The organism is Allobosea sp. GW822-FHT05A11 (assembly GCF_058800455.1).
In genome coordinates this window covers 605,016-620,244 of the sequence record NZ_JBXAMI010000001.1, presented here as the reverse complement: position 1 = coordinate 620,244, position 15,229 = coordinate 605,016, and the positions used below count along the sequence as shown (strand labels likewise).

The following is a 15,229-nucleotide window of genomic DNA, read 5'->3' as shown; positions in this document are numbered from 1 at the left end:
AAATTCCTCCCAATCCGAATGTGTTCGGCATCAGCCTCTCAGGTTGATGATACGCCACTAATCTCGGATAGCAGTTGTCAATATGAGTGTCCGCTTTCGGCCTGACCGCCAATGTCGGTTCCTGGCGCGAAAGAGCCAACTGCGACCTGCTCTCTTCGTGCAATTAAGTGCATAACCCGATTGCTGTCGGTTTGGACATGCCGCCGTGGCGAACAAACCAGCGCGATCTTGTGCATTTAACTGCAAATAGATTCATGCCTGGTGCGATGAATGCCTATCGCGTTCGGGCGGAACTACCCAGCACTGCAAGATGGCACCGCCTACCACCAAAAGCCTGCACGGTAGTCCAAGAGAGTGAGTGCTTTTCCAGTTGAACCGAGCTTCTAAAGCAACATCCCGGATGCGTTGCTGATGAAAAGTTCGCCCTCACGGACATAGCGGCTCAACATCGCGTCGCTGGCGTGTCCTGTCTGGGCATGGATTTTCCACGTCGATGCCCCGGCCATCACAGCGCTGGTCGCGAAGCCAGCGCGCAGGCTGTGGCCAGAATAGCTGGCCGGATTGATGCCTACAGCGGCAATGCGTTCCTTAAGGACAAGCGACACTGCCTCCCCCGACAACCGCTCGGCGGCCACCTGGCCCGACTGGCTAACAGGCCGGAATATCGGCCCTGCGTCGATCCTCGACAGGGCAATCCACTGTTCCAGTGCGCGGACTGGACAATGCCGGGTGCGACCGAAGGGAATGCCGATCTGCCGTCCAATCCCGAGTTGGTCGGTCTTGCTGCGGCGTAGGCTGATGACAACGCCCTGTCGAACGGAAGCGATGTCGGCGACATCGAGCCCGACCAGTTCCGAACGCCGGAAGCCTCCCGCGAAGCCGATCAGCAACAGGGCGCAGTCGCGCACACCCTTGGTCGACGAGCCGATGGCGTCGAGCACGAGGAAGAGGTCATCCTTCAGGAGTGGCTTAGCCTCCTGCCGGGCCTTGGCGACATGGGCACAGAACGCCGTCCAGTCACTGACGCAGCGATCAATGATGGCGCTCGACTGATCCGGCAATTGAGCGGCGATGTCCTTCAGAGCCTTCGCCTCGGCCTTGGCCAAGACTACGAGCGGCGTCCCCTTGAATGCGCGATAGGCTGCGCGAAGACCGTCTCCAGGCTGTCCTCTGTCTTCTGCGATGGCGGCTTCGTACCGAAATATTTCCAGTCCGATGGCCGAGGCTTGGAGAGAGCCACCCCCGTGGCGCTTGGTCGAATGAAGCTGACGACACGGGGACCATTGTGGTGGCTTCTCTGACGATCGATGAGGCCGGCCGCTTCCAGGCGATTCAGATGCTCCTTAAGGGCGCTGGGCGATTTGATGCCGAAGCCAACTGCACCATTGTGGATATGTGTAAGCGGCCCAATGACCGGATGACGCATAGAGCACGGCAGTTGACGCCCGACCTTTTTCGAGGGTCAGCCCAAACAGCTTTGCTGTCTGAGGAAACTGCACGAAGAAATCGCGCATCTGTAATGCGGTCGTGATCGGAGGTTACTCCGAATTCGCGACGCCCTTCGCCACTCCGAGGCTGATGTTCTTGATGAAATCGACCATGATAGTAATACCTATTCGATGCGGCGCAAGACCTGCCCTGCTTATGGCAACATCCTAGATTGAGGGGGCTTCCGAGGTCCTACGGCCTCGAATAGCCAGTAGGCCGCACCGGCTGCAACGGCCTCCCGCTACCACTTCACCCCCAAGCTTTGCGGGTGGGGAAATGATCGTCGCCGATCATCTTCGTCAGGGTGGCCTTCGATCGAAATCTCTGGAGTTGTTCCGGCCTCGGCCGGATGAACCGTCACTGTCGCGATCAGGTCGTGCAGGGCGGCTTTTAATTCCGCTCTGAATGCCGCGTTGGCGTGGACTGTTTCGGCGAGCGTCTCGATCGCCGCCAGGTAATGCTTCACCACGGCCGGGGGCATGACGGTTGCTGTCTTCCGGGAGGCGAGCCAGCTCAGGCTCGACGTCGTCACGCTCCCTGCCCTGCCCCTTCATTCGGGCGTCGACAGCACCGCCGACATCCGGCTCTCGTCATCGCGGATGTGACGGCCTGCGCCCCGGCGGTGAGGAAGCGCAAGCTCCATCACCAATTGATCCGTCCTGACGCGAGAGCTTCAGGAACCTATCCGCAGCGCCAGCCGTTTCGCCCTCACTTTCGCTCATCAGCAGGAGAGGCTCATGGACAGCATCATCTACCTCGTCGGTCTCGTGGTGGTCATCATGGCCATCCTGTCATTCCTCGGTCTTCGATAGGAATTCGCCATGTCCATGTCTGGAACGGACGTCGTCGTCGCTCCCGTGACCGTCAACAAGGAGAGCCGCTCCTATGTGCAGTGGGGACCGATCATCGGCGGCGCGGTGATCGCGACCGCCATCTCGACCATCATGACGGTCTTCGGCTCGGCGATCGGCCTGTCGATGGTCTCCGCCGATTTCGAGAAGAGCTCCAGCGCCACGGCGCTGGCGGTTGCAGGCGCTCTGTGGGCGCTCTGGGTCATGGCTTCGGCGACCATGGCCGGCGGCTACCTCGCGGGACGGATGCGCCAGCCGAGCTTCGATGCCAATGGCGAAGAGCGCAAGGTGCGGGATGCCACCCATGGCCTGCTCGTCTGGGCGACCGGCGCGCTGCTGATCACCGTCGTCGCGACCTCGTCGCTGTTCGGTGCGGCGAAGACGGCGGCCAGCGGCGTCGCCAGCGCCAGCTCCGGCGCGGCATCACTGGTCTCGCAGAATATCGACCCGCTCGCGATGGCGCTCGACAATGTCATGCGCGCCAACGGTCAGCAGCCGCCGACCACAGAGGAGCGCGACGAAGCCTCCAGGATCTTCATCAATGCGCTAAAGAACGGCAAGATCGAGCAAGGTGACCGGGACTATCTTGCTTCGCGGCTCGCCGCGCGTTCCGACATCAGCGAGCAGGATGCCCAGAAGCGCATCGACGATGCCTATGCCCGGATCTCGCAGGCCAAGGAAACCGCCAAGCAGGCAGCGGAGCGTGCGCGCAAGATTGCTGTTCTGACCGCCTTCCTGACGGCGGCTGCGCTGCTGGTCGGTGCGGCGGCGGCTGCCTGGGCGGCCATGCTCGGCGGCGAGCATCGCGACGAGAACCTGCGGAGCGATCCGGCGCTCTGATCGGTCGAGGTTGCGTAGCCCGGCTCCGCCCGGAGCCGGGCATTTTTGCTGTTCTTCGAAACGATCGGGGCGCGCGGGCGTTGCTCCAGCAGCACTTTCAGAAAGGGCATGCGATGATCGACCGTCACCACGAGCGAAATGGCAGCACCAACGGCCCGACCGAGCCGAACCAGCGGCCACCCGAAAAGCGCGAAGACGCTGCCGACGATGCGATGAAGGGTCCGAAGATCATTGCCGAGGGCAATCAGAAGCAGCGCGCGCAGGACCGGCACACGCCTCCCGCCGGACCCCATGCGAAGGAGTCGCAGACGAACAAGGAGGCGACGCCGGGTTCCGGCGCTCTCCCGTCGACCAAGCCTGCTCGTCTTATCGAGCCCGGCACCGGCTGATCTTCATCCACTTTCCCTCCGCGGGTTCGCATCGGATGGTGTTTCGTGGAAAAGCTGAAGATCTATCGCACCAAGCGCGATTTCAAGAAGACCAGGGAGCCGAGCGATTCGATCGCAGTGGCTCCTTCAAACCGCCTGCGCTTCGTCATCCAGAAGCACGACGCGACGCGGCTCCATTACGACCTGCGCCTGGAACTCGACGGCGTGTTCAAGTCCTGGGCGGTGACGCGCGGCCCCTCGCTCGATCCCGCCGACAAGCGCCTCGCGGTCGAGGTCGAGGACCACCCGCTCGCCTATGGCGATTTCGAGGGGACGATCCCGAAAGGCCAGTATGGCGGCGGCACGGTGCAGCTTTGGGATCGCGGCTATTGGGAGCCCGAAGGCAAGCTCAGCCCGCAGCGCCAGCTCGAGAAGGGGGACCTCAAGTTCACGCTCGAAGGCAAGCGGCTGCAAGGCAGTTTCGTGCTGGTGCGGATGAAGCACGACCGTGACGGCGGCAAGCGCACCAACTGGCTGCTGATCAAGCACCGCGACGACCATGCTGTCGATTCCGAGGGCGATGCGATCCTGAAGGCCGACGCTTCGGTGGCCTCGGGCCGGACGATGAAGGCCATCGCGGCCGGACGCGGGCGCTCGCCCAAGCCCTTCCTCCTGGCCGAGCAGGCGGTCGACGCAGATGCGGTCTGGGACAGCAAGCAGGGCTTGGCGGCCGAGGAGCGCGCAGGCAAGCCGGTGCGCAACAAGGCCGAGACCGCCCGCCCGAAAGCGCGCAAGGCGGCGGCGGCCGATGTGCCCAGCTTCGTCCCACCGCAGCTCTGCCGGAGCGTGGAGCGGCCGCCGGCAGGCAGGGGCTGGGTCCACGAGATCAAGTTCGACGGCTACCGCATCCAGGCGCGCGCCGCCGCAGGCAAAGTCACGCTGAAGACGCGCAAGGGGCTCGACTGGACCAGGAGGTTCGGTGCCGTCGCCAAGGCGTTCAAGGAGCTGCCGGACTGCATCATCGATGGCGAGGTCGTTGCGCTCGACGACCATGGTGCGCCGGATTTCGCTGCGCTTCAGGCCGCCTTGTCAGAGGAGAAGACCGAGAACCTCGTCTTCTTCGCCTTCGACCTGCTCTTTCTCGAAGGCGAGGATTGGCGCAAGCAGCCACTCCTTGCCCGCAAGGAAAGACTGGCTGCGCTGATGCGGGACGCGGCCGACGGCGTCACGCTCCGTTATGCCGAACATTTCGAGACCGGCGGCGATGCGGTGCTGAAATCCGCCTGCCGCCTGTCGCTCGAGGGCATCGTCTCAAAGCAAGGCGATGCACCCTACATCTCCGGCCGCAGCGATACATGGACGAAGGCGAAATGCCGCGCCGGCCACGAGGTCGTCATCGGCGGCTGGGCGACCACGGCGGGCAAGTTCCGTTCGCTTCTCGTCGGCGTCCATCGCGGTCCGCATTTCATCTATATCGGCCGGGTCGGTACCGGCTATGGCGCGGCCAAGGTCGAAAAGCTGCTGCCGCGCCTGAAGGAGCATGAGGCCGAGACCTCGCCCTTCACCGGCAAAGGCGCGCCGCGTCGAGCGGCCGGCGTCCATTGGGTCGAGCCCGCCCTTGTCGCCGAGATCGAGTTCGCAGGCTGGACCGGCGACGGCATGGTCCGCCAGGCCGCCTTCAAGGGCTTGCGCGAGGACAAGCCGGCGGCGGAGGTCGAGACAGAGCTGCCGGCGCCAGCAGCAAGGACGGCCCCGCCGAAGCCCGCCCCAGCAGCGCGCGGCGGCCGGGTCGATGTGCTCGGCGTGCCGCTGTCCAAGCCCGACAAGCCGCTTTGGCCCGATGCCGAGGACGGCGAGCCCGCCACGAAGCTCGATCTCGCCCGCTACTTCGAAACCGTCGGGGCCTGGCTGCTGCCGCATATCCAGGGCCGGCCCTGTTCGCTGCTCAGGGCGCCCGACGGGATCGAGGGCGAGATCTTCTTCCAGCGCCATGCCGGTTTGGGAACGTCGAGCCTGTTCGAGCTGGTGAAGATTTCCGGCGACAAGAAGCCCTATCTCCAGATCGACCGGGTCCAGGCCCTGATCGCCACCGCCCAGATTGGCGGGATCGAACTGCATCCCTGGAACTGCCGGCCCGGCGAGCCCGAGGTTCCCGGGCGGCTGGTCTTCGATCTCGATCCGGGACCGGGCGTTTCCTTCGATGCGGTGATCGCTGCCGCCAAAACGATGAAGGAGCGGCTTGATGCGCTCGGCCTCGTCAGCTTCTGCAAGACCACCGGCGGCAAAGGTCTCCATGTCGTGACGCCGCTGGCGAGGCCCGGCCGCAACGCCCCGGACTGGCCGGCAGCCAAGGATTTCGCCCGCCGTGTCTGTGGGCAGATCGCAGCCGACGAGCCGGAGCGCTATGTCGTCAACATGGCCAAGCGCCTGCGCGAGGGGCGCATCTTCCTCGACTATCTCCGCAACGACCGGATGGCGACGGCGGTGGCGCCATTATCGCCGCGCGCGAGACCGGGAGCACATACCTCGATGCCGTTGACCTGGCCGCAGGTGAAGGTCGGGCTCGACCCAGCTCGCTACACCATTCGCACCGTTCCGAAGCTGCTGGCCGCGAGCAAGGCCTGGGCGGACTATGACGAAGCCGAGCGGCCTCTCGCGGAGGCGATCAGGAAGCTCGGCCGTTCCTGACCTGCGCGCGGCAGCAATCGGAACGGATAGGCAGCCGATGCGTTTCGCATCCGATCGGAGAGGCTTCCATGGCGCAACGGACATTCTGGAAAGGCTATCTCAAGCTCTCGCTCGTGACCTGCCCGGTGGCAATGATGCCGGCACGCTCCGAGAGCGAGAAAGTCCGTTTTCACACGCTGAACCGCAAGACGGGACATCGCATCCAGAGCCGCTTCGTCGATGCGGTCACCGGCAAGCCGGTCAGCGATGACGACGAGGTCAAGGGCTATCCCAAGGGCGACGACGACTACGTCATGCTGGATGACGACGAGCTCGACGCCGTGGCGCTGGACAGCACGCGGACCATCGATATCGAACTCTTCGCGCCGCGCTCCTCCGTCGGCTGGATCTGGTACGACACGCCGCATTACCTCGTGCCGGACGGCAAGATCGGCGACGAAGCCTTTTCCGTGATCCGCGAGGCGATGAAAGCGACCAGGACCGTCGGCATATCCCGCGTCGTGCTTTACCGGCGCGAACGTGCCGTGCTGCTGGAGCCGCGCGACAGGGGCATCGTGCTTTGGACGCTGCGTTATGGCGACGAGGTCCGTGACGAGACGGATTATTTCACCGACATAGGGAAAGCCAAGCCGGAGCCCGATATGCGCGCGCTCATGGAGAAGCTGATCGTCTCGCGCACGAAGGACTGGTCGCCGGAGCTCGTACAGGACCCCGTCCAGGACGAATTGCTGGATATCATCAAGGCCAAGCAGAAGGGCCGCAAACCGGCCCGAAAGGCCGCGCCGGCCGCCAGCGAAGGCAATGTCATCAGTATCATGGATGCGCTCAAGCGCAGCCTCGAACCCCGGAAGTGATCAGCCCGCCTTGCGCCGCGGCTCGGCCTTGGCCGCCGGCTTGTCGGCCGATTTGCCGCTTTTGCCAGGCTTGGCGCTCTGCCTGAGAGCGTCGAGCAGATTGACGACCTTGGCGGGCTCGCTCCGCTTCACCGGTTTGATCTTGCGGCCTTCGATCTTCGCCTTGACCAGTTCGGCCAGTGCAGTCTCGTAGCGATCCTCGAAGGCCTTGGGGTCGAAGCGGCCGGCCTTGGTCCGAATGATGTGCTCGGCGAGCTCCAGCATCTCGCCCTCGATCTTCAGCTTCGGGATGTCGTCGAAGGCGCTCTCCACGGGACGCACCTCGTAGTCGAAATTGAGGGTCGTCGCGATCATCCCGGCATCGTGCGGCCGGATCAGGATCGAGCGCATCCGCCGGAAGATCACGGTGCGCGCCAGGGCGGCAGTCTCGCGGCTCGCCATGACCTCGCGGATCAGAGCGAAGGCCTCGGTCGCGACGGGCGTGCTCGGCGTCACGTAATAAGGCCGGTCGAAGAACAGGTCGTCGATCTCGTCGCAAGGCAGGAAGGTCGCGACGTCGAGTGTCTTGTCGCTTTCAGGAATAGCCTCGGCGATCTCCTCCGGCTCCAGCATGATGTAGTCGCCGTCGCCGCGATCATATCCCTTGACCTGGTCTTCCTTCTCGACCGGCTTGCCCGTGACAGCGTCGATGAACTGGCGATGGACGCGATGGCCGGTCTTGCGATTCAGCGTGTGGAAGGAGATGCGCTCGCTGGTCGACGCGGCGGTGTGGAGCGCCACCGGGCACGTGACTTCGGCGACCTTGAGGATGCCCTTCCAGATTGCTCGCGGCGCCATGAATATTCCCCCGGGGATTGCGCGCATGCGGGACGTCCGAGATCAACGGCTATCGCGCGTCCCGGTTCCGTGGCGAGGAGGCGGCGACGACGAGTACGACCGTGACCATCAGGCAGCTCACCACGATCAGGGCCGTCGACAGCGAGACGGCCGTCATGACCGCGCTGGCGATGATGATCCCGATGGCATTCGCGGTCCGCAGCAGAGCGAAGACCTCGGGCCGCTTCCTGGGAGGCGCGAGGGAATCGAGGACAAGCGAATAATAGGTGCCGAGCGGGGCCAGGACCCCGCCGATCAGCACCGCGCCGAGGACCGTGACCGTCATCGATATCTGCAATGCGGCGAGGATGGCACCGGCCGTCATGATCATCAGCTGGATCAGGACGGCGCGCCGGCTCCCCATGCGGTTGCGGACGCTGACCCAGACGCCGCCGAGCACCGAGGCGATACAGAGCGGCACGGTGAAAAGGATCGCCAGGGCGGGCGCGTAGCCGAAATGCAGCGCCAGCGCGACCGCGCCGATCTCCAGGGCCGCCACGGTCGAGCTGCCCGCCGCCGCGCAGATCAGCCAGAGCAGGATCGCCGGGCTGATGATCGAGGCATCGGCCTGATGCATCTCCTCCGTCGCGATCGACCCGACGGTCGGAACGAGCAGGGCCGGAATCGCGCTGAGGGCGGCGATGACCAGAACGGCGAACACGGGCGACAGGGTGCCCAGCCCGGACGCCGCGACGGGAGCCAGGACGAACGTCACCTCGTTGAGCGTGGCCGCGATGCCGAGCGCTCTCGGCAGCTTCGCCGGTGGTGCGAGCTGGTTGAGAACCGTCCGCAGATATCCGAAGGCGGCGCCGTTCACGGCCCCCGCGAGCGCCGAGAACGCCACCAGCCAGATGAAGGGCGCCGCGTAATGCGCCAGCAGGGCGACGGCAGCGAGGGCCACCGTGCGAAAGATCACCAGCAGGCGCAGGAAGGTCGTCGGCGGCAGGCCCCGCCCCGCCCGGGTGATCGGGATCGCGCCGGCGACCTGGGCCAGCGTCATTGCCAGGATCATCCCCGCCCCGCCGCTGGTGTCGCCCGTGAGAGCAAGGGCGACCAGCGCGAAGGCGACAGGGCCGGCCGCCTGGGGAACGGTCAGCGTCGCGGAGGAGATGAACCACCGAACCAGCGGCGCGGCGCTCGATGTTCTGGTCATGGAATGCGTCATGGGCCGGCCCCGGAGAAGAGGGCCGGGCCGTTCCCGGACATTCAAATCCCGTCACGGGATCGAGGACGTTACCTCGGGAGCCTGATTAGCAATCCATGCAACACTGTCAATCGGCCGCTCACACCGAGCGCCGGGATCGCCGCAGGATGCCGGCCAGCGCGGCGACATGGGTCTGCACGGTTGCCGGGGCGACGCGCGCTATGCCGAAAACCAGGCCCGGCCTCGCCCGCCCCAGATGGAAGCGCGCCATCGGCTGCATCGCAAAGCCATTCGCCTTCAAGCTTTCGGCAACGGCCCGGTCGTCGACATGCGGATCGCGGAACCATGTCGCCAATTGAAGCCCGCCGGCTCCGGCGCCGATCTGCAAGGCATTCCCGCAATGCTGCTCGAGCGCTGCGACGCTCGCGGCCATGCGTGCGGCGTAGAGGGCTTTCATCTTGCGGATATAGCCGCGCAGGCGACCGTCCCGCATGAAATCGGCCAGGGCCGCCTGGATGTGGATCGGCACGACGGCGCCTTGCAGTTGCAGGGCGACTGAGAACGCCTCCAGCAACCGCACCGGGACGATCGCATAGGCGACGCGTACCCCCGGCGCGAAGATCTTGGAGAAGGTGCCGAGATAGGCGACGAGGCCGTTGCGATCGATGCCTTGCAGCGCCGCGATCGGCCGCGAGCCGTACTGGAACTCGCTGTCGTAATCATCCTCGATCACGACGGCACCATGCGCCTGCGCGGCGTCCAGCAAGGCGAGCCGCCGTTGCAGGCTCATCGTCACACCCGTCGGGTATTGATGCGAGGGCGTCACGTAGATCAGGCGCGGCGGCGGCCCGGCAGCCTTTGCGACGTCGATCCCGGCCTCGTCGCAAGGCACGGGAACGATCCTGGCCCCGGCCTCGCGCAGGAGTGCCTGTGCCGTGGGATAACCCGGCTCCTCCATCCAGGCCACGCCGCCGGTCGGATCGCCCGGCCGCATCAGCACACGGATCAGCAGGTTGATGGCGGCCCGGGTCGAGGGCACGATCATGACCTGCTCCGACCGGGCAAGAACACCTCGCGTCTTGGCGACATGCTCGAGGATCGCCTCCCGCAGCTCCGGAAGGCCGTCCGCCTCGCCATATCCGAGGTCGTGAATGCGCAGGGAACGGGCGCGCGCACCGAGATAGCGCGCCCAGCCTGCATGCGGGAAATCCGCGAGGTCGGGCACGCCGGGTTCGAAAAGCCTGGAGGGCGCAGGCTGACGAACCGGCTCGGAAAGGCCTGCGGCCGGCTTGAGGAGGAGCGGGGGCGGCCCCGCCCCGATCGCGGCGACGCGCGTGGCCGAGCCTGCCTGCGCCAGGAGATAGCCATCGGCCTTCAGGCGCTCATAGGCCTGGACCACGGTCGAGCGGGCGACGCCGAGCGCCGCGGCCAGATCGCGCGAGGACGGCAGACGGTCCCCGGCCGGCAGCGTCCCGTCGAGGATGCGATCCCGAAACCCGCGATAGAGCTGCCCTTCGAGATCGCCGGCCGCCCTGTCCAGCGGCCGCCAGGCGAAGGCCTTTGCCGGCATCGTCACATCGCAAAGTGGTTTGGTCAGATTGAAAGAAGTGGCAGTATACATCACACCACAAAATCCGCCAGTGATGCGCTGCTGCAGCTTCGGCGGCAGAGGCAACCACGCATGAAATCAGGGCATCGCCATGGATCTGTCGGATTGGAAGGGCGTCCCGCGCCCCGAGAGGATTGTGCTGGAAGGGCGCTATGCCCGGCTCGAGCCGCTCGATCCCGCCAGACACGGGAACGACCTGCTCGCCTCAGCCCGCGAACCCGGAGCGGATGATCGCTTCCGTTACCTGTTCGAGGATGCGCCCGCCGACATGACGGCGCTCAGCGCCTGGCTCGAAAAGGCCTCGGCCTCGGCCGATCCGCTCTTCTTCGCGGTCGTCGACAGGAACTCCGGACGGGCGGAGGGCCGGCAGGCATTGATGCGGATCGATGCCGTGCACGGCGTCATCGAGATCGGCAATATCCTGTGGGGCCCCGCGATCGCCCGCAGCCGCGTCGCGACGGAGGCGCTCTATCTCTTCGCGCGCTACGCTTTCGATACGCTGGGCTATCGCCGGTTCGAATGGAAGTGCAACGACCACAACGCGCCCTCGAAGCGCGCGGCGCAGCGCTTCGGCTTCACGCCGGAGGGCGTCTTCCGGCAGCATATGGTGCAGAAGGGCCAAAATCGCGACACGGCGTGGTTCGCGATGGTCGACGCCGACTGGCCGCGCCTCCGGGCGGGCTACGAAGCCTGGCTCGCACCCGAGAACTTCGACGCGGACGGTCAGCAGCGCGCCAGGCTCACCTTCGGTTGAGACCGCGTTGCGGCTACCCCACTATTCGTCCCATCTGATCACGGCGCGCCCGCTGGTGAGATCCATCACCAGCCGGGTCACGCCATCGATCTCGGCCTTTGGAGCCGATACCGCCAGGACCGCGCCGGTATCCGTGAAAGCCTGATCCCGCAGCTGCACGCCCGGCACGGCGCCGAGCCGCGCCTGGACCAGGGTCAGGTCGCCGAAGCCGCATGCGATCGTCGCCGGGACGGTCTCGATGAGCGCCACCTTCGCCGCCTCGCGCAGGCATTGGGCAGCCGTCCCGCCATAGGCGCGCATCAACCCGCCGCTGCCCAGCAGGACACCGCCGAACCAGCGGGTGACGACTACGGCGACGCCGTCGAGCCCTTGTCCGTCGATGGCGGCGAGGATCGGCTTGCCTGCGGTGCCGCTCGGCTCTTCGTCATCGTTGAACCGGTAGCTCTGCCCGAACCGCCACGCCCAGCAATTGTGACTGGCCGCCGGGTCCGATCGTGCGGCGATGAAGTCCCTGGCCGCCGCCTCGTCCGCAACCGGGCCGGCCACCGCGATGAAGCGGCTCTTCTTGATCTCCTGCCGGGCAGTGCTGAGTTCGACGAGGGTGAAGCGCGCGACCATGCGCCCGTGTAGCACGGTGCAGGCCGGGCGAACCACGACCCGCCCGTCATGGCTGCAAGCGCCGTGCGGCGTAGACCCCATGCCGGCGAACCGGCAACGGCGCCCCGGTGGCAAACATGAAGAGAAATTCACTTTCTCTCTCGCGTCGTTAGCTCTAGAAGCGGCTCTGTCGCGCCGTGTTCCGCGTTCTTTCGAATCGAGGCTGGAGAAGAGCGGAATGGTGCCGGACTATAGGCGTGATCTTGCGGGACACGCGGTCGGACATTCGCTTTTCCGTCTTTCTTCCGCGGCAGCCATCGCTCTTTGCCTCGGTGCCTGCCTGCCGGCCGACCAGCGTCCCGATCTCGGCGTCACCGTTACGCGCAACTATGCCGCCGGCGAGCGGCGCGCATCGCCTGCCATCTCGCCGGACTGGCCGCGCCTGTTCCGCTCGCGCGAACTCGACCGGCTGATCGAGCGGACGGCCGGCGCCAATTTCGACATCGCCATCGCCATGACGCGGATCCGGCAGGCCGACGCGCAGTCGCGGGTCTCGGCGGCAGCGCTCTACCCGACGCTGAGCGGTTCGAGCGATGCTTCGCGCAGCCTGCGGCCCGGCACGCTGGGCTCGAAGCGCGGACCGTTCAGCGATAGCGTCGGCAACCAGTTCAGTCTCGGCCTCTCGGCGAGCTACGAGCTCGACTTCTGGGGCAAGAACCGCGCGAGCGCCGATGCCGGACGTTTCGCGGCCGAGGCGACGCGCTTCGACCGTGATGTGGTGGCGCTGACCGCCGTCTCCAGCGTGACCAAGACCTATTTCCAGGTTCTGGAGGCGCAGGACCGCCTGCGCATCGCCCGCGAGAATATCGCCGTCGCCGAACGGACGCTCAAGGTCATCCAGGCGAGGCTCTCGGTGGGCACCGCGACCCAGCTCGACATCGCGCAGCAGGAAAGCGTCGTGGCGCAGCAGAAGGCCTCCGTGCCGGCCCTCGAACTCGCGCAGCGCCAGGCCAAGGTCACGCTCGCCGTCCTCGTCGGCGAGACGCCGGCCGCCATCACGATCAAGGGCGGCAGCCTCAATGCGATCGCCGTGCCGAGCGTGCGCGCCGGCCTGCCCTCGCAATTGCTGCAGCGCCGGCCCGACATCGCCGAGGCCGAAGCCAGGCTGACCTCGCAGGAGGCGACGCTCTATGCCGCCCGCGCGGCGCTCTATCCGAGCATCAGCCTGACCGGCCAGGGCGGGCTCGAAAGCGCCTTGCTGAAGAACCTGCTGCGGCCCGATGCCGCCTTCGCCTCGGCAGCGGCCGGCCTCGTCCAGCCGATCCTCGACGGCGGCAACCTGCGCGCCAGGGTCGAACTCGAACGCGGTACGGCCGACGAATTGATCGCGACCTATCGCAAGACCATCGTCAGCGCCTTTGCCGATGTCGAGAATGCGCTGATCGCGATCCAGGAAAACACCCGCCATGAACGCCTGCAGGCGGAAGTCGTCGCTTCCGCGCGGCGCGCCTATTCCATCACCGAGCAGCGGCTCCGCGAGGGCACTATCGACATCGTGACGCTCCTGAACACCCAGCAGACCCTGTTCCAGGCGCAGGATCAGCTCTCGCAGATCAAGCTGCGCAAACTCACTGCGTATGTCGACCTGTTCAAGGCGCTGGGCGGCGGCTGGTCCGAGGCTGATCGCCGCGCCGCCATCACAGCGACAGAGGCGGCGGAATGAAGCGTCTTCTCGTCCTTCTCGTGCTGATCGCCGCCGCCTGGGGCTGGCATAGCTATAATGGCGGCTGGATGCCCCAGAGCGGAGACGGCGTCTCGACCGGCCAGCAAGGCGCCGGGCGCGGCGGCCGGCGCGCCCGCTTCGGCGGCGGCGAGGGGCCGATCCCGGTGATCGCGACCGCGGCACGCCGCGGCGACGTGCCTGTCACGGCCGATGCCGTCGGCACGATCCAGGCACTGAACACCGTGACGGTGCGCACGCAGGTCGACGGAAGGCTGCTCGAAATCGCCTTCAAGGACGGCCAGGACGTCAAGAAGGGCGATATCCTCGCCAAGGTCGATCCGGCGACCTACCAGGCGCAATACGACCAGGCCATGGCCAAGAAGGCGCAGGACGAGGCGCAGCTCGCCAATGCCCGCGCCGATCTCGAGCGCTATGCCAAGCTCGCCCAGACCGATTACGGCTCGCGCCAGCAGGCCGACACCCAGCGCGCCACGGTGGCACAGCTCGAAGCGCAGGTCCGCGCCGACCAGGGCGCGATCGACAACGCCAAGGCCATCCTCGACTACACCACGGTCCGCGCCCCGATCGACGGGCGCCTCGGCATCCGGCAGGTCGACCAGGGCAATATCGTGCGCGCCTCCGATACGAACGGCCTCGTGGTCATCACCCAGCTCAGGCCGATCGCCATGATCTTCAACCTGCCGCAGCAGCAATTGCGGGCGGTGAGCGCAGCCGTGGCGCGCGGACCGGTCGAGGTCGATGCGCTCGATTCCGACGGCACGACGATCATCGACAAGGGCGTCGTCGAGGTCATCGACAACGTCGTCGACCAGACCACCGGCACGATCAAGGTCAAGGCGCGATTCCCGAACGAGCGGCTCCAGCTCTGGCCGGGCCAGTTCGTCAATGTCCGGGTCTTCGTCGACGTACTGAAGAATGTCGTGGTCGCCCCGACCGCCGCGATCCAGCGCGGGCCGAACGGTGCCTACGTCTTCGCCGTCGATGAGGACGAGACGGTGCGGCAGGTCGCGGTCACCGTCGGCCAGCAGACCGAGACGACCGCCGTGATCGCCGCCGGCGTCGAGCCGCCGGTCAAGCTCGTCACCACCGGCTTCGCCCGCCTGACCGACAAGGCGAAGGTGCGCGTCTCAACGCCGGAGGAGGCAGCCCAGCCGCCGGCCACCGCGCCCGGCCGCCGCGGCACGCGCGAGCCCGGCCAGGGCCAGGGGCGGCGGCGCGACCAGCAGGGCGGCGGCGATGCCTCCGGAGCCGGCTCGGCCGCCCCGGCGCCGGAAGCACCCGCCGGAACCGACGGCACACGCCAGAACCGGCAGCGGCGCAACGGTGCAGCCCCCTCGGAAGGCGCGCCGCCCGGCGGGCAGGGTTCCCCTGCCGGCGGATCGGGTGCACAAAGACCGCAAGCGCAGCCATGACGGG

The 15,229-nt window shown here is 66.4% G+C and carries 14 protein-coding genes; 8 read left to right on the top strand and 6 right to left on the bottom strand.

Translation table 11 applies throughout. From position 1 onward, the window contains the following. Positions 1-383: 383 nt before the first annotated feature. Complete coding sequence (locus AC1RLU_RS03015; protein WP_492793776.1) at positions 384-1,106, bottom strand: site-specific integrase; 723 nt, start codon at positions 1,104-1,106, stop codon at positions 384-386. 623 nt (positions 1,107-1,729) lie between these two features. Next, complete coding sequence (locus AC1RLU_RS03010) at positions 1,730-1,969, bottom strand: hypothetical protein (RefSeq protein WP_492793775.1); 240 nt, start codon at positions 1,967-1,969, stop codon at positions 1,730-1,732. On the opposite strand from AC1RLU_RS03010, the gene AC1RLU_RS03005 reads away from it, so the two are divergent. From AC1RLU_RS03005 to ku (AC1RLU_RS02985), 5 genes are all read left to right on the top strand, one after another. Then, positions 1,968-2,093 carry a hypothetical protein gene (locus AC1RLU_RS03005; RefSeq protein ID WP_274532885.1) on the top strand — a complete coding sequence of 42 codons (126 nt, stop codon included), beginning with the start codon at positions 1,968-1,970 and terminating at the stop codon, positions 2,091-2,093. The two genes, AC1RLU_RS03010 and AC1RLU_RS03005, sit on opposite strands and share 2 nt — an antisense overlap. A gap of 216 nt (positions 2,094-2,309) precedes the next feature. After that, positions 2,310-3,179: a hypothetical protein gene (locus tag AC1RLU_RS03000; RefSeq protein WP_492793774.1), complete on the top strand. Its 870-nt coding sequence runs from the start codon at positions 2,310-2,312 to the stop codon at positions 3,177-3,179. Positions 3,180-3,292: 113 nt separating this feature from the next. Then, entirely contained in the window at positions 3,293-3,568 is a 276-nt protein-coding gene (locus AC1RLU_RS02995) for a hypothetical protein (protein ID WP_061969722.1), read from the top strand. Positions 3,569-3,613: 45 nt separating this feature from the next. Next, the gene (ligD, locus tag AC1RLU_RS02990; protein ID WP_492793772.1) at positions 3,614-6,235 is read left to right on the top strand and encodes a DNA ligase D; all 2,622 of its coding nucleotides are present in this window, start codon (positions 3,614-3,616) and stop codon (positions 6,233-6,235) included. A 68-nt stretch (positions 6,236-6,303) separates the two neighbouring features. Further along, entirely contained in the window at positions 6,304-7,089 is a 786-nt protein-coding gene (gene ku, locus AC1RLU_RS02985) for a non-homologous end joining protein Ku (RefSeq protein WP_492793770.1), read from the top strand. On the opposite strand, the gene ku (AC1RLU_RS02980) is transcribed toward ku (AC1RLU_RS02985), so the two are convergent. From ku (AC1RLU_RS02980) to pdxR, 3 genes are all read right to left on the bottom strand, one after another. Then, positions 7,090-7,926, bottom strand: coding sequence for a non-homologous end joining protein Ku (ku, locus tag AC1RLU_RS02980; RefSeq protein WP_492793768.1), 837 nt, complete (start codon positions 7,924-7,926; stop codon positions 7,090-7,092). 49 nt (positions 7,927-7,975) lie between these two features. Next, positions 7,976-9,118 carry an MFS transporter gene (locus AC1RLU_RS02975; protein ID WP_492793766.1) on the bottom strand — a complete coding sequence of 381 codons (1,143 nt, stop codon included), beginning with the start codon at positions 9,116-9,118 and terminating at the stop codon, positions 7,976-7,978. A gap of 130 nt (positions 9,119-9,248) precedes the next feature. Then, complete coding sequence (gene pdxR, locus AC1RLU_RS02970) at positions 9,249-10,679, bottom strand: MocR-like pyridoxine biosynthesis transcription factor PdxR (protein WP_492793764.1); 1,431 nt, start codon at positions 10,677-10,679, stop codon at positions 9,249-9,251. Between the two features lie 130 nt (positions 10,680-10,809). Here pdxR and AC1RLU_RS02965 point away from each other — a divergent pair, with 130 nt between their 5' ends. Then, positions 10,810-11,472, top strand: a complete 663-nt coding sequence (locus AC1RLU_RS02965) for a GNAT family N-acetyltransferase (RefSeq protein WP_492793762.1) — start codon at positions 10,810-10,812, stop codon at positions 11,470-11,472. 21 nt (positions 11,473-11,493) lie between these two features. Here the strand turns inward: AC1RLU_RS02965 and AC1RLU_RS02960 are convergent, their stop codons facing one another. Further along, positions 11,494-12,090 carry an IMPACT family protein gene (locus AC1RLU_RS02960; RefSeq protein WP_492794311.1) on the bottom strand — a complete coding sequence of 199 codons (597 nt, stop codon included), beginning with the start codon at positions 12,088-12,090 and terminating at the stop codon, positions 11,494-11,496. 217 nt (positions 12,091-12,307) lie between these two features. On the opposite strand from AC1RLU_RS02960, the gene AC1RLU_RS02955 reads away from it, so the two are divergent. Then, the gene (locus tag AC1RLU_RS02955) at positions 12,308-13,792 is read left to right on the top strand and encodes an efflux transporter outer membrane subunit (RefSeq protein ID WP_492793761.1); all 1,485 of its coding nucleotides are present in this window, start codon (positions 12,308-12,310) and stop codon (positions 13,790-13,792) included. After that, a complete protein-coding gene (locus tag AC1RLU_RS02950) occupies positions 13,789-15,225 on the top strand; it encodes an efflux RND transporter periplasmic adaptor subunit (protein WP_492793759.1) in 1,437 nt (478 codons plus the stop codon). The genes AC1RLU_RS02955 and AC1RLU_RS02950 overlap by 4 nt, the downstream gene beginning before the upstream one ends. Positions 15,226-15,229 lie beyond the last annotated feature (4 nt).

Excerpts from the sequence above, each read along its gene's own strand:
- AC1RLU_RS03005 (WP_274532885.1), top strand. The coding sequence starts at position 1,968 with ATGACGGTTGCTGTCTTCCGGGAGGCGAGCCAGCTCAGGCTCGACGTC.
- AC1RLU_RS03010 (WP_492793775.1), bottom strand. The coding sequence starts at position 1,969 with ATGCCCCCGGCCGTGGTGAAGCATTACCTGGCGGCGATCGAGACGCTC.
- AC1RLU_RS03000 (WP_492793774.1), top strand. The coding sequence starts at position 2,310 with ATGTCCATGTCTGGAACGGACGTCGTCGTCGCTCCCGTGACCGTCAAC.
- AC1RLU_RS02995 (WP_061969722.1), top strand. The coding sequence starts at position 3,293 with ATGATCGACCGTCACCACGAGCGAAATGGCAGCACCAACGGCCCGACC.
- ku (WP_492793770.1), top strand. The coding sequence starts at position 6,304 with ATGGCGCAACGGACATTCTGGAAAGGCTATCTCAAGCTCTCGCTCGTG.
- ku (WP_492793768.1), bottom strand. The coding sequence starts at position 7,926 with ATGGCGCCGCGAGCAATCTGGAAGGGCATCCTCAAGGTCGCCGAAGTC.
- AC1RLU_RS02975 (WP_492793766.1), bottom strand. The coding sequence starts at position 9,118 with ATGACCAGAACATCGAGCGCCGCGCCGCTGGTTCGGTGGTTCATCTCC.
- pdxR (WP_492793764.1), bottom strand. The coding sequence starts at position 10,679 with ATGCCGGCAAAGGCCTTCGCCTGGCGGCCGCTGGACAGGGCGGCCGGC.
- AC1RLU_RS02965 (WP_492793762.1), top strand. The coding sequence starts at position 10,810 with ATGGATCTGTCGGATTGGAAGGGCGTCCCGCGCCCCGAGAGGATTGTG.
- AC1RLU_RS02960 (WP_492794311.1), bottom strand. The coding sequence starts at position 12,090 with ATGGTCGCGCGCTTCACCCTCGTCGAACTCAGCACTGCCCGGCAGGAG.
- AC1RLU_RS02955 (WP_492793761.1), top strand. The coding sequence starts at position 12,308 with ATGGTGCCGGACTATAGGCGTGATCTTGCGGGACACGCGGTCGGACAT.
- AC1RLU_RS02950 (WP_492793759.1), top strand. The coding sequence starts at position 13,789 with ATGAAGCGTCTTCTCGTCCTTCTCGTGCTGATCGCCGCCGCCTGGGGC.